General features: G+C 72.5%; 13 protein-coding genes. 10 read left to right on the forward strand and 3 right to left on the reverse strand.

Annotation, left to right across the window (positions count from 1 at the left end; genetic code table 11):
- Window positions 1–1,975, forward strand: a 1,975-nt coding sequence (sucB, locus tag Q7T52_RS00200) for a 2-oxoglutarate dehydrogenase, E2 component, dihydrolipoamide succinyltransferase (protein WP_304798279.1), incomplete at its 5' end; no start/stop codon positions are given.
- A 245-nt stretch (window positions 1,976–2,220) separates the two neighbouring features.
- Here the strand turns inward: sucB and Q7T52_RS00205 are convergent.
- Window positions 2,221–2,676, reverse strand: a complete 456-nt coding sequence (locus Q7T52_RS00205) for a tellurite resistance TerB family protein (RefSeq protein ID WP_304798282.1) — start codon at window positions 2,674–2,676, stop codon at window positions 2,221–2,223.
- A 134-nt stretch (window positions 2,677–2,810) separates the two neighbouring features.
- Here Q7T52_RS00205 and Q7T52_RS00210 point away from each other — a divergent pair, with 134 nt between their 5' ends.
- Window positions 2,811–3,716, forward strand: coding sequence for a TIGR01777 family oxidoreductase (locus tag Q7T52_RS00210; RefSeq protein WP_304798284.1), 906 nt, complete (start codon window positions 2,811–2,813; stop codon window positions 3,714–3,716).
- Here the strand turns inward: Q7T52_RS00210 and Q7T52_RS00215 are convergent.
- Window positions 3,694–4,227, reverse strand: a complete 534-nt coding sequence (locus Q7T52_RS00215; protein ID WP_304798286.1) for a hypothetical protein — start codon at window positions 4,225–4,227, stop codon at window positions 3,694–3,696. The genes Q7T52_RS00210 and Q7T52_RS00215 overlap by 23 nt on opposite strands.
- A gap of 366 nt (window positions 4,228–4,593) precedes the next feature.
- Here Q7T52_RS00215 and Q7T52_RS00220 point away from each other — a divergent pair, with 366 nt between their 5' ends.
- Entirely contained in the window at window positions 4,594–5,442 is an 849-nt protein-coding gene (locus Q7T52_RS00220) for an esterase family protein (RefSeq protein WP_304798289.1), read from the forward strand.
- Window positions 5,443–5,449: 7 nt separating this feature from the next.
- Here the strand turns inward: Q7T52_RS00220 and Q7T52_RS00225 are convergent, their stop codons facing one another.
- A complete protein-coding gene (locus Q7T52_RS00225; protein ID WP_304798292.1) occupies window positions 5,450–5,668 on the reverse strand; it encodes a hypothetical protein in 219 nt (72 codons plus the stop codon).
- Window positions 5,669–5,744: 76 nt separating this feature from the next.
- Between Q7T52_RS00225 and Q7T52_RS00230 the strand changes: the two genes are divergently transcribed.
- The 7 genes from Q7T52_RS00230 to Q7T52_RS00260 all read left to right on the forward strand — a co-directional run bounded on the left by Q7T52_RS00230 (window position 5,745) and on the right by Q7T52_RS00260 (window position 12,089).
- The gene (locus tag Q7T52_RS00230) at window positions 5,745–6,650 is read left to right on the forward strand and encodes an esterase family protein (RefSeq protein WP_304798295.1); all 906 of its coding nucleotides are present in this window, start codon (window positions 5,745–5,747) and stop codon (window positions 6,648–6,650) included.
- The gene (gene lipB / locus Q7T52_RS00235; protein WP_304798298.1) at window positions 6,647–7,378 is read left to right on the forward strand and encodes a lipoyl(octanoyl) transferase LipB; all 732 of its coding nucleotides are present in this window, start codon (window positions 6,647–6,649) and stop codon (window positions 7,376–7,378) included. Before Q7T52_RS00230 ends, lipB begins: the two co-directional genes overlap by 4 nt.
- 94 nt (window positions 7,379–7,472) lie before the next feature.
- The gene (locus Q7T52_RS00240; RefSeq protein WP_304798300.1) at window positions 7,473–8,408 is read left to right on the forward strand and encodes an ABC transporter ATP-binding protein; all 936 of its coding nucleotides are present in this window, start codon (window positions 7,473–7,475) and stop codon (window positions 8,406–8,408) included.
- Window positions 8,405–9,412, forward strand: a complete 1,008-nt coding sequence (locus tag Q7T52_RS00245; protein ID WP_304798302.1) for a hypothetical protein — start codon at window positions 8,405–8,407, stop codon at window positions 9,410–9,412. The genes Q7T52_RS00240 and Q7T52_RS00245 overlap by 4 nt, the downstream gene beginning before the upstream one ends.
- Window positions 9,413–9,445: 33 nt before the next feature.
- Complete coding sequence (locus tag Q7T52_RS00250) at window positions 9,446–10,315, forward strand: NAD(P)H-binding protein (RefSeq protein ID WP_304798304.1); 870 nt, start codon at window positions 9,446–9,448, stop codon at window positions 10,313–10,315.
- Between the two features lie 29 nt (window positions 10,316–10,344).
- Window positions 10,345–11,298 carry a lipoyl synthase gene (gene lipA / locus Q7T52_RS00255; RefSeq protein WP_304798306.1) on the forward strand — a complete coding sequence of 318 codons (954 nt, stop codon included), beginning with the start codon at window positions 10,345–10,347 and terminating at the stop codon, window positions 11,296–11,298.
- A gap of 50 nt (window positions 11,299–11,348) precedes the next feature.
- Entirely contained in the window at window positions 11,349–12,089 is a 741-nt protein-coding gene (locus tag Q7T52_RS00260; RefSeq protein ID WP_304798308.1) for a DUF4191 domain-containing protein, read from the forward strand.
- Window positions 12,090–12,126: the final 37 nt, after the last annotated feature.

The following is a 12,126-nucleotide window of genomic DNA, read 5'->3' on the forward strand; positions in this document are numbered from 1 at the left end:
CCAACTCAACCTCCCGCCACTCGGGGACTCCGACACCCAAGGCACCGTCACCCCCTGGCTCAAGCAGGTCGGTGACAGCGTCGCGGTCGACGAGCCGTTGCTGGAGGTCTCGACCGACAAGGTCGACACCGAGATCCCCTCGCCCGTCGCCGGCACGCTGCTCGAGATCAAGGCGGCCGAGGACGACACCGTCGAGGTCGGCGCCGTCCTCGCCGTGATCGGCGACGAGGGCGAGTCGGCCGGCGACGCCACCGAGTCCGCCGAGCCCGAGGCGCAGCCCGCCGACGAGGGCGAGGCCGAGAAGAAGGCCGAGCAGGAGGAGGAGATCGCCGACGACACGGGCGAGCTGCCCCCCGGCGACGAGACCCCCGAGTCCGAGAAGCAGTCCGCTCAGGCCGACACCGGTGGTGGCGGCGAGGACCTCGAGCAGGAGCGCGCCGAGGCCCAGGCGGCCGAGTCCGACGGCGGTGGCTCCGGCGGCGGCTCTGGTGGCGGCGGTGGCGGTACGGCCGTCTCCCTCCCGGCGCTCGGCGAGTCGGTCACCGAGGGCACCGTGACGCGCTGGCTCAAGAAGGTCGGCGACGACGTCGCCGTCGACGAGCCGCTGCTCGAGGTGTCGACCGACAAGGTCGACACCGAGATCCCGTCCCCGGTCGCCGGCACGCTGCTGGAGATCAAGGTCGAGGAGGACGAGACCGTCGAGGTCGGCGCCGAGCTCGCGATCATCGGTGACAAGAACGCCTCCGGCGGCGGCGCGCCCGAGAAGGCCACCCCCGAGGCGCAGCCCAAGGACGAGGAGCAGGCCGAGAAGAAGGCCGAGCAGGAGGAGGAGATCGTCGAGGACAAGGGCGAGCTGCCCGCCGGCGACGAGACCCCCGAGAAGGAGAAGGCCGCCGAGCCGGTCGCCGAGACCGAGCCCGAGCCCGACAAGGGACCCGAGCCCGACGCCAAGCCGGCCGCCGAGACCGCGCCGGCGCCGAGCGCGCAGTCGCCGTCGACCGGCGAGTCGTCCTCCAGCAGCGCTCCGTCGAGCGACGGCGGCGGCTACGTCACGCCGCTCGTCCGTAAGCTCGCCGCCCAGAACGACGTCGACCTGTCGTCGGTCACCGGCACCGGTGTGGGCGGGCGCATCCGCAAGCAGGACGTGCTCGACGCCGCCAAGGCCAAGAAGGAGGCCGCCGCGGCTCCCGCTGCTGCTGCTCCCGCCGCGGCGGCCCCGGCCGCCGCTGCCGCCCCCTCGGCTCCGTCGGTGACCCCGTCGCCGCTGCGCGGGACGACCGAGAAGATCAGCCGCCTCCGCAAGATCATCGCCGAGCGGATGGTCGACTCGCTGCAGACCAGCGCCCAGCTGACCCAGGTGGTCGAGGTCGACGTCACCAACGTCGCCCGCCTCCGCCAGGCCCGCAAGGACGACTTCCTCGCCCGTGAGGGCGTCAAGCTGTCCTACCTGCCGTTCTTCGCCAAGGCGGCGGTCGACGCTCTCAAGCAGCACCCCAAGCTCAACGCGACGATCGACACCGACGAGGGCACGATCACCTACTACGACCGCGAGAACATCGCGTTCGCCGTCGACACCGAGAAGGGCCTGATCACCCCCGTCGTCAAGGACGCCGGTGACCTCTCGATCGCCGGTCTGGCCAAGAAGATCGCCGACGTCGCCCAGCGCACCCGGACCAACAAGATCGGTCCCGACGAGCTCGGAGGCGGCACCTTCACGATCACCAACCTCGGCAGCGTCGGCGCCCTCTGGGACACCCCGATCGTCAACAAGCCGCAGGTCGCGATCCTCGGTCCCGGTGCGGTCGTCAAGCGTCCCGTCGTGATCGACGACCCCAACCTGGGCGAGACGATCGCGGTGCGCCACATGGTCTACCTCGCGCTGACCTACGACCACCGCCTGGTCGACGGCGCCGACGCCGGCCGCTTCCTCCAGGACGTAAAGAAGCGCCTCGAGGCCGGGGCCTTCGAGGTCTGAGCCACGCACGACAGCCCCCTCCCGCGAGCTCGCTCGCGGGAGGGGGCTGTTGCGTGTGACGCGAAGAGGTCGAGCGAGCGCGCGACCGAGCTCGCTCGGGCGCGACCGCGGGTCGAGACCTGCAGAGCCACGCTGACCCGTCGCGTTTACGCGACGGGTCAGCGCACCTCACGTCGAAATCACGCTGACCCGTCGTAGTTCTACGACGGGTCAGCGTGGTTTGGGTGTGCGGGGTGGTGCGTGGGTCAGAGCTCGAACTCCGAGGGGTCGATGCCGACGGCGTGGCAGGCCTCGCGGACGACGGCCTTCTCCTGGTCGTCGAAGTTGCCGTCGGCACCACCGATGATGATGCCGATCTGGATGACGGCACGCGCCTCGGCCGGCTTCTTCTTGGTCTTGCCGACGAGCTGGATCAGCTCGACCTTGCCGAGCTGGTAGTCGGCGGCGAGCTTGTTGCAGTTGTCGTCGAAGCGGCTGCTGAGGGTGTCGGGCGGGAAGTTCGACAGCGCGGCGTTGGAGGTGATCAGGCCGGAGACCTTCTGCCGCTCCGCCTGGTCGACGCTGCCGTCGGCTGCGGCGACGAGGGCGCACATCGCCATGCTGGCGTCGCGGAAGGACCCGCTCTGCAGCTCGTTCTTCTTGGCGAGCAGCTGGTCCTGCATCCCCTTCGTGGCCTGACGGAGCTGGTTCCAGATGGGCATGCGATTCCTTACGTGTGGGGACAGGGTTGGTCCTCTCATCGTGCCGTACGGCGAAAGCGCGGCCCGGTGCCGCCGGTCACACCCCTTCCACCAGGTGTCCCGCGACCCGGGCACGGTCTGCCAGGCTGCGGCTCATGGCCTCCCTCACGATCGTGCTCGCCGGCGGTTCCGGCTTCCTCGGCAGCCACCTGCGCACCGCCCTGACCGGGCGCGGCCACACCGTCACCTCGCTCGTCCGCCGCGAGACCAGTGCCGCCGACGAGTCGACCTGGGACCCGTACGCCGGGCAGGTCGACCGCACGCTCGTCCGCACCGCAGACGTCGTCATCAACCTGGCCGGCTCCCCCACGCTGGGAAACCCGCACTCGAAGAAGTGGGCGCACGAGCTGATGGAGAGCCGGGTGACCACGACCCGCCTGCTCGCTGAGACGATCGCGGGCGCCGGGTCGGGCCGCCCACCGGCCTACCTCGCCGGCAACGGCATCTCCTACTACGGCGACCACGGCGACGCCGTGCTGACCGAGGTCTCCGACACCCGGGGCCACGCGCTGCTGACCGACGTCGCGCGCGCCTGGCAGGAGGCCGCCGACCCGGCCGTCGCCGCGGGCTCGCGGGTCTGCGTGCTGCGCACCGCGCCGGTGATGGACCGCCGCGCCGCGCCGCTGCAGCAGCTGCGGCTGCTCTTCAAGACCGGGCTCGGCGGCAAGATCGGCAACGGCCGGCAGTACATGCCGATGATCTCGCTGCGCGACTGGGTGGGCGGTGTCGTCCACCTCGCCGAGCACGACGACGCGTCCGGCGCATTCAACCTCTGCCTGCCCGAGGCGCCGACCAACGCCGAGTTCACCAAGACCCTCGCGGCCGCCGTCAGCCGCCCGGCGTTCGTGCCGGTGCCGGCCCCGCTGATCAAGGTGGCCGGCGGCAAGATGTCGTCGGAGCTGCTCGGCTCGCTCAACGTGCGCCCGGCGGCGCTGCTCGCCTCGGGCTACGTCTTCGAGGACGCCGACGTCGACGCGCTCATCGCGACCGCCCTGCGCTGACCGACGCCACCTGCCAGTCGGTTCCTCGTCCGGCACGCACGAGCACGATCCGCCGCGTCGACGGCCGGTCGCGGGGCAGGTCGAGCCCGGCGGCAGACACCTGGGCGACCCGGTCAGTGACGACCAGCACGAGGCGGCGGTCGCGCTCGAGCTCGACGCGCAACCGCAGCACCTGGGTGGTGAGGCCCGTGACGCGGGCGCCACGGTCGGTCCACGCCCGCAGCATCGCCGCATCGCGCTCCCCCGCCACCGACCCCGGCGTGTAGAGCCGCGCCAGGGCCTCGGGGTCGCCCGACGTCCAGGCCCGGGCACGGGCGGCGTCCCAGGCGCGCAGCGCCTCACGGGCGCGGCTCTGGTGCTCCGACCCCGAAGGGCGCGCGACCGGTCGCGTCACGGCCACCTCGGCCTGCTCGGGCTCGTCGAGCACCAGCACCCCGCACGCCACCCCCACCCCGCACACCGCGCCCGCCAGCACGCTGAGCAGCACGCGCACGAGGACCCGGGACGACATGCGTCCCAGTGAAGCCGAAACCACCCGTACGTCGTCGGCGTCATCCACAGGCCCGCCCCACGGTGATCGAGCCGGGAGCCCGGGGCGAGGTTCCCGCAGCGTCCCCACGGTGATCGAGCCGGGCGAGCCCTCGGCGAGCCCGTGTCGAGATCCCCGCAGCCGACGTGGCCGAGTCGAGCTGGACCTGAGGTGGTCTCGACACGCGGTGACTCCGTCCCCGCGGCTCGACCACCGTGGGGTTGCGGGGGTTTCGACACGCGGTGACTCCGTCCCCGCGGCTCGACCACCGCGGGGTTGCGGGGGTCTCGACACGCGGTGACTCCGTCCCCGCGGCTCGACCACCGTGGGTGGTGCGATCCTTGCGCGGTGCTGACGCGACGGACCCTGCTGGTCGGAGGTCTCGTCGGGGTCGCGGCGAGCGGCTGCGGGGTCGACACGGTCCCCGTCTCACAGCTGCCGCCCACACCGGACGTCGCACCCGGTCCGGTCGTGCTCGGCGAGTTCACGTCGAGGCGTCGGCTCGGGGCGCGGGTGCGGTGGGGCGTGACCCGGCCACCGGGCGTGGACGGGCCGCTGCCGCTGGTGGTCGCGCTGCACGGGCACGGGGGCGGCGTGGCCCAGCTGTTCGGGCCCGACCTCGCCCTCCCCCGCTACGTCGCGGCCGCGGTCGCCGGCGGCATCCCCCCGTTCGCGCTCGCCGTCGTCAACGGCGGCAACGGGTTCTGGCACGAACGGCCGACGGGTGAGGACGGCGGCGCGATGGTCGTCGAGGAGTTCCTGCCGCTGCTGGCCGGGAGCGCCGACGCCGACGTACGCGCCGGCGCGGCCGACCGGATCGGACTGCTCGGCTGGTCGATGGGCGGGTACGGCGTCCTGCACCTCGCGCCGGTCCTCGGCGCCGACCGCGTCGCCGCCGTGTGCGCGTCCAGCCCGGGCCTCTACACCGACCCGACGCAGGCGCACCCCGACGGCTTCGCCGACCCCGCGGAGTACGAGCGGTTCTCGGTGATGGACCGCCAGGCCGACCTGTCCGGCATCCCGGTCCGGGTCGCGTGCGGCACCCGCGACTACTTCTTCGACGCCGTCGAGACCTACGTCGAGGGCTTCCCCGACGACGCCGACCTCGAGGTCGCCTTCGGCGACGGCGCGCACGAGCTGGCCTTCACGCGGCGCTCCCTGCCCGAGGACCTCGGGTTCGTGGCGTCGCGGCTCTGACGTCGCCTCAGGCCGCGGTGTACGCCCACGAACCGGCGAAGCGGGTCTGGCCGAGGGCGGGCGTGTTCCAGACGACCTGCACCCCGAACCTGGTCTGGGTGCTGAAGACGTGGGTGTTGTTCCCCAGGGACGGGTTGACGGCCTCGTGGGGATCGATGCACAGGAAGATCCCGATGGCGGCGATCGCCAGGGCGTCGTGGCGGAAGAAGTCGAGAGTCCTGCTCATCGGGATCCCTTTCGGGGGTGGCCGCAACGTAGGCGTGCCGGGGCCCGAGCGGAATGGCCTCACGTAGCCTCACGGCGTGCTCAGCCGTCGGACCCTCCTGCTCGGCGGAGGCGCCGCGACGGTCGCCGTGGCCGCAGGCGGCGTCGGGGTCTGGGAGGGCGCCCTCCCCGGACGCGTGTTCCTGCAGGCCGAGCTCGGCCTCAACGGCGAGGACGGCGTCGTGCCCGACGTGGCGACCGGACCGGTCGAGTCGGGATCGTTCGTCTCGCAGGCCCGGCTCGGCGCCACCGTGCGCTGGCACCTGCTGCTCCCGCCCGGCACCACGGTCGACGCCGACCTGCCGCTGGTCGTCGCGCTGCACGGGCTGGGCTGGGAGGTCGACAGCTTCCTGCCCGGCGACCTCGGCGTGCCCGAGCTCCTCGCCCAGGCCGTCGCCGACGGCGTACCGCCCTTCGCGATCGTCGTGCCCGACGGCGGCGACACCTACTGGCACGAGCGGCCGAGCGGCGAGGACGCCGGCGCGATGGTCGTCGACGAGCTGCTGCCGCTGATGGCTGAGCGGGGCCTGCGTGCCACACCCACGGACCGGATCGGGCTGATCGGCTGGTCGATGGGCGGGTACGGCGCCCTGAGGCTCGCCGGTCTCCTCGGGTCCGAGCGCGTCGCCGCCGTCGCCGTGGCCGGTCCCGCGCTGTGGTCGGACGCCGACGAGGCGAGCAGAAGCGGCTTCGACGACGCCGACGAGTACCGCGCATTCACGGTCTTCGGCCACCAGGACGACCTGGCCGGCATCGAGGTCAGCATCGACTGCGGCACCGGCGACCCGTTCTACCGCTCGGTCGAGGACTACGTCGACGGCTTCCCCGGCGACGCCGACGTGCGGTCGTCGTTCGAGCCCGGCGCGCACGACCGCGGGTTCTGGCGGCGCGTCATGCCCGCGCAGCTCGAGCTGCTCGGGCGCGCGCTAGCCTCGGAGACGTGAAGGACCTGACCTTCGAGGTCGCCGGCCTCGGCGCCGACGCGGTCGACTACCTGGCCGCGTGGGACCTCCAGCGCGACGTGCACGCCGGCGTCGTCGACGGCTCGCGGCCCCCGACGGTGCTGCTGCTCGAGCACCCGCCCGTCTACACCGCCGGCAAGCGCACCGACCCCCACGAGCGCCCGGCCGACCCCGGCGGCGCGCAGGTCCTCGACGTCGACCGCGGGGGCAAGATCACCTTCCACGGTCCCGGCCAGCTCGTCGGCTACCCGATCGTCCGGCTGCCCGACCACGTCAAGGTCGTCGACTACGTGCGCCGCGTCGAGGAGGCCCTGATCGCCGTCTGTCGCGACCTCGGCGTCGAGACCGCCCGTGTCCCGGGCCGCAGCGGCGTGTGGCTCCGCGCCGACGGCCCGCTGCCCGAGCGCAAGGTCGCCGCCATCGGCATCCGCGTCAGCCGCGGCGTCACCATGCACGGCTTCTCGCTCAACTGCGACGTCGACCTCTCCTGGTACGACCGCTTCGTCCCCTGCGGCATCGCCGACGCCGGCGTCACCACGCTCTCCGCCGAGGTGGGCCGACCGGTCACCGTCACCGACGTCCTGCCCTCGGTGGAGCGGCACTTGCGCGACTACCTCGCGTGGTCGCCCTACGACGCCACGCCCGACTACGAGCCCCGCCCCGAGCCCGGGCGCGGCCCGCGCATCGAGCTGGTCCGCCCCGGCGGCTGACCCCGCCCCCCACCACGCCGAGTCGGCGTACATATGCGCCGACTCGGCGTGAGGGCGTGGTCTGATGTCCGTTCCCCGACGCGAGGAGCGAGACATGGCCGAGCTGGTCATCGAGGCCACCGGCCTGCGCAAGGAGTTCCGCAGCCGCAAGGGCACGCGGGTCGCGGTGCACGACCTCGACCTGGCGGTGCCGGCGGGCGGGGTGCACGGGTTCCTCGGGCCCAACGGTTCGGGCAAGACCACGACGATCCGGATGCTGCTCGGGCTGGCCCGCGCGACGCGCGGCGAGATGCGGCTGTTCGGCCAGCAGGTGCCTGCCCACCTGCCCGCCGTGATCGACCGCGTGGGTGCGGTGGTCGAGTCTCCCAAGTTCTCGCCCAACTTCACGGGCCGTCGCAACCTGCTGCTGCTCGCGCGCACGATCGGCGTCCCGGACGCCCAGGTCGACCGGGCGGTCGAGACCGTCGGTCTCACCGGCCGTGACCGCGACCGCTACAAGTCCTACTCGCTCGGCATGAAGCAGCGCCTGGCCATCGCCGCGACGCTGCTCAAGGACCCGCAGCTGCTCATCCTCGACGAGCCGACCAACGGCCTCGACCCGGCCGGGATCCGGGAGATCCGCGAGACCATCCGCGACCTCGGCGAGCGCGGCGTGACCGTGCTGCTGAGCTCCCACATCCTCGCGGAGGTCCAGCAGGTCTGCACCTCCGCCACGATCATCGGCAACGGCCGGCTGCTCGCCTCGGGCCGGGTCGACGACCTCATCGGCAGCGCAGGGGCGTCGGCGTACGTCGTCGAGGTGCCCGACCCGGCCCCCGCCGGCGAGGCCCTCGCCGCCGCCGGGCTCGTCGCGACCCCCGCGCCCGACGGCCTCCGCGTCGAGACCGACGACCCCGCCCTCGTCACCCGCACCCTCGGCGAGGCCGGCATCTGGCTGACCGCGCTCACCCCGCAGCGGCGCGACCTGGAGTCGGTGTTCCTCGAGCTCACCGCCGCCGACACCCTCGGCCACGGCGAGGGGGCACGATGATCCGCCTGATCGGGGTCGAGCTCACCCGGCTGCGGTGGCGCCGCGCCGTGCTGCTCATGCTGGCCGCGATGCTCGTGGTCCCCGTGGTGATCGCCGTCATCGCCCTGGTCGACCAGCAGCCCCTCGGGCCCGACGCCTACGCCCAGGCCGAGCAGCAGGCCGCCGAGGAGGCGAAGCAGCCCTACGTCCAGGAGGGGCTCCAGGCCTGCCTCGACGACCCCGTCGACTTCGGGGTGGCGCCGGGCGAGGACGCCGAGCAGGTCTGCCGCGACTACAACGTCCCCACCGCCGACCAGTTCCTCGACTACAACCCGCTCGACCTGGCCCAGGCGCGCGACGACTCCGGGCTGGCCGTCGCGGTCATCGTGGGCCTGATCGCCCTCCTCGTCGGTACGACGTTCGCCGGCCACGACTGGAACACCGGCTCGATGAGCAACCAGCTGCTCTTCGAGACCCGTCGGGTCCGGGTCTGGTCGGCGAAGGCCGTCGCCGTCGTGCTCGTCACCGGCGTCGTCGCGGCCATCGGCTCCACCGTCTTCTGGCTGATGATCGCCGCGCGCTTCTGGCTCGACGACCTGGTCATCCCCGACGGGGTGCTCCTCGACAGCCTGCAGCAGGGTTGGCGCGGGGCCGGGGTCGCTGCCCTCGGCGCACTGGGCGGGTTCGCCCTGACGATGCTCTCGCGCAGCACGGTCTTCACCCTCGGCGTCCTGTTCGGGGTCTCGGTCGCCGGCGGGATCCTCATCAGCCTGCTCGTCGACGACCCCGGCTGGATCGACCCCACGGTCAACGCGGCCGCGGTCATCGAGGACGGCAAGCTCTACTACGTCGACGTCCCGGAGTCCTGCTACGCCGACGCCTCGGGCAGCTATGCCACCAGCGACTCCGACTGCTTCGGGGAGAAGACGCGCTCGCTCGGCGACGGCCTCATCTACCTCGGCCTGCTGTCCGCGGCGATCAGCGGCGCGTCGGTGGCGTCGTACCGCCGTCGCGACGTGCCCTGAGGAATATCCGCCCGGGGCGCCGGTTGCCCCGACATGGACATCTTGCTGACCGGAGCGACCGGATACGTCGGGAACGCCGTGCTGAAGCGACTCCTGGCCGCGGGCCACGAGGTCACCGCCGTGGTGCGCAACGAGGACAAGGCTGCGGAGGTCGAGGCCGTCGGCGTCACGCCGGTCGTCGGCGACCTCTTCGACCCCGCCTGGCTCGCCACGCAGCTCGAGACCGTGCAGGGCGCGATCCACACCGCGGCCGGCAGCGACGACCAGGACCCCGCCCTCAACGACTCGGTCATCGACGCGGTGGTCACGGCGTTCGGTGGCACCCCCAAGCCGTTCGTGCACACAGGCGGCGTCTGGACCTACGGCGACAACCCCGACATCGCCGACGACGACCCGCAGCAGCCGCCGGCCATCACCTCGTGGCGTCCGGCCGGCGAGGAGCGCCTGCTCGCCTCCGACGTCCGCGCGTCCGTCCTACGACCGGGCATCGTCTACGGCCACGGCCAGGGCATCCCCGCGATGCTGGCCGGCGGCCCGCGTGACGAGTCCGGTGCCCTGACGCTCATCGGCACCGGCGACCAGCACTGGGCCACGATCCACGTCGACGAGCTCGCCGACCTCTACCTCGTCGTCCTCGAGAAGGCCCCCGGCGGCCAGGCGTACGCCGGCGCCAACGGCACCAACCCGACGGTCCGCGAGCTCGGCGAGGCCGTCGTCGGGCCCGACGGAGCCGTCGTCGACGGCAGCACCGACGAGGCGGGCGAGCGGTTCGGTCCGGCCTTCGCCGAGGCGCTCCTGCTCGACCAGCAGTCCGCGGGCACGGCGGCCCGCGCCCTGGGCTGGGAGCCGTCGGCCCCCTCCCTGGTCGACCTGCTCCGCGCCGGCTACCCGGCCGACCGGTGAGTGCCGAGGCGGGTCGTAGGATCGACGGAGTGAGCACCACCTCCCCCGCACCAGCCAACCCCACCCCCGAGGGCCGCAAGCTCCTCCGCCTCGAGGTCCGCAACGCCGAGACCCCGATCGAGCGCAAGCCCGAGTGGATCAAGACGCGCGCCAAGATGGGGCCTGAGTACAAGGCGCTGCAGAAGCTGGTCAAGGGCGAGGGCCTCCACACCGTCTGCCAGGAGGCCGGCTGCCCCAACATCTTCGAGTGCTGGGAGGACCGCGAGGCGACGTTCCTCATCGGCGGCGACCAGTGCACGCGCCGCTGCGACTTCTGCCAGATCGACACCGGCAAGCCGCAGCCGCTCGACCGCGACGAGCCTCGCCGCGTCGCCGAGTCGGTGCAGAAGATGGAGCTGCGCTACGCCACCATCACCGGCGTCGCCCGCGACGACCTCGTCGACGGCGGGGCCTGGCTCTACGCCGAGACCGTGCGCGTCATCCACGAGATGAACCCCGGCACCGGCGTCGAGAACCTCATCCCCGACTTCAACGGGCGCCCCGACCTGCTGACCGAGGTCTTCGAGTCGCGTCCCGAGGTCCTGGCCCACAACGTCGAGACGGTGCCGCGCATCTTCAAGCGGATCCGACCGGCCTTCCGCTACGACCGCTCGCTCGACGTCATCACCCAGGCCCGCGACTTCGGCCTGGTGACCAAGTCCAACCTGATCCTCGGGATGGGCGAGACCCGCGAGGAGGTCTCGCAGGCGCTGCGCGACCTGCACGGCGCCGGTTGCGAGCTCATCACCATCACGCAGTACCTCCGCCCCTCGGTGCGGCACCACCCGGTCGAGCGCTGGGTCAAGCCGGAGGAGTTCGTCGAGCTCGCCGCCGAGGCCGAGGAGATCGGGTTCTCCGGGGTGCTCTCGGGGCCGCTCGTGCGTTCGTCCTACCGCGCCGGTCGGCTGTACCGTCAGGCGATGGACGCGCGCGCGTCCGTCTGACGTCCCGGACCCCACCCGGTCCACCAGCACGAAGCGAGGCAGCGACACCGATGGCCAAGGAGCCCAAGGCCCCCAAGACCCCCAAGGTCAAGGAGACCGACCCGACCAAGATGAGCCGGCGTCGGCAGATCATCGAGACCTACCGGATGTCGAAGGAGCACGACAAGCGGCTCGGGCTCTGGATGCTCGGGACGTTCCTCGTCTTCGGCGCCGTCGGCTTCGGGCTCGCCTTCCTCGCCTTCGGCGGCAGCACCTTCGGGATCATCGTCGCGGTCCTCCTCGCGATCCTCATGGGCTTCCTCGGGATGATGGTGGTCTTCAGCCGTCGTGCCCAGCGGGCGGCCTACCACCGGCTCGAGGGCCGGGTCGGCGGCGGCGCCCAGGCGCTGACGATGCTGCGCCGGGGCTGGAACACCGAGCAGATGGTCGGCTTCACCAAGCAGCAGGACATGGTCCACCGCGTGGTCGGCCCTCCGGGCATCGTCCTGGTCGGCGAGGGCAACCCCAACCGGCTGCGCGCGCTGATGATCTCCGAGCGCAAGAAGCACGAGCGGGTCGCGTTCGAGACCCCCATCCACGAGGTCGTGGTCGGCAGCGGCGACGGCCAGGTGCCGCTCCCCCAGCTCGTCAAGCACATCCAGAAGCTCGGCCGTCAGGTCAAGCCCGCCGAGATCACCGACGTCCTAGCGCGGCTCAAGGCCCTCGACGCCCAGCGCCCCCGCGTCCCGCTGCCCCGCGGGCCGGTCCCGACCTCGATGAAGGGCATGCGCGGCAACCTGCGCGGCCGCTGACCCGTCACCTGTAACTCACTGTTCACCGCACTACCCC

Origin of the sequence: Nocardioides sp. (assembly GCF_030655615.1) — a bacterium.
Lineage (GTDB): Bacteria > Actinomycetota > Actinomycetes > Propionibacteriales > Nocardioidaceae > Nocardioides.

Bases quoted from the DNA above. Each gene is read 5' to 3' on its own strand.
- Q7T52_RS00205 (WP_304798282.1), bottom strand. From the start codon at position 2,676: ATGCCCATCTGGAACCAGCTCCGTCAGGCCACGAAGGGGATGCAGGAC.
- Q7T52_RS00210 (WP_304798284.1), top strand. From the start codon at position 2,811: ATGGCCTCCCTCACGATCGTGCTCGCCGGCGGTTCCGGCTTCCTCGGC.
- Q7T52_RS00215 (WP_304798286.1), bottom strand. From the start codon at position 4,227: ATGTCGTCCCGGGTCCTCGTGCGCGTGCTGCTCAGCGTGCTGGCGGGC.
- Q7T52_RS00225 (WP_304798292.1), bottom strand. From the start codon at position 5,668: ATGAGCAGGACTCTCGACTTCTTCCGCCACGACGCCCTGGCGATCGCC.
- Q7T52_RS00240 (WP_304798300.1), top strand. From the start codon at position 7,473: ATGGCCGAGCTGGTCATCGAGGCCACCGGCCTGCGCAAGGAGTTCCGC.
- Q7T52_RS00245 (WP_304798302.1), top strand. From the start codon at position 8,405: ATGATCCGCCTGATCGGGGTCGAGCTCACCCGGCTGCGGTGGCGCCGC.
- Q7T52_RS00250 (WP_304798304.1), top strand. From the start codon at position 9,446: ATGGACATCTTGCTGACCGGAGCGACCGGATACGTCGGGAACGCCGTG.
- Q7T52_RS00260 (WP_304798308.1), top strand. From the start codon at position 11,349: ATGGCCAAGGAGCCCAAGGCCCCCAAGACCCCCAAGGTCAAGGAGACC.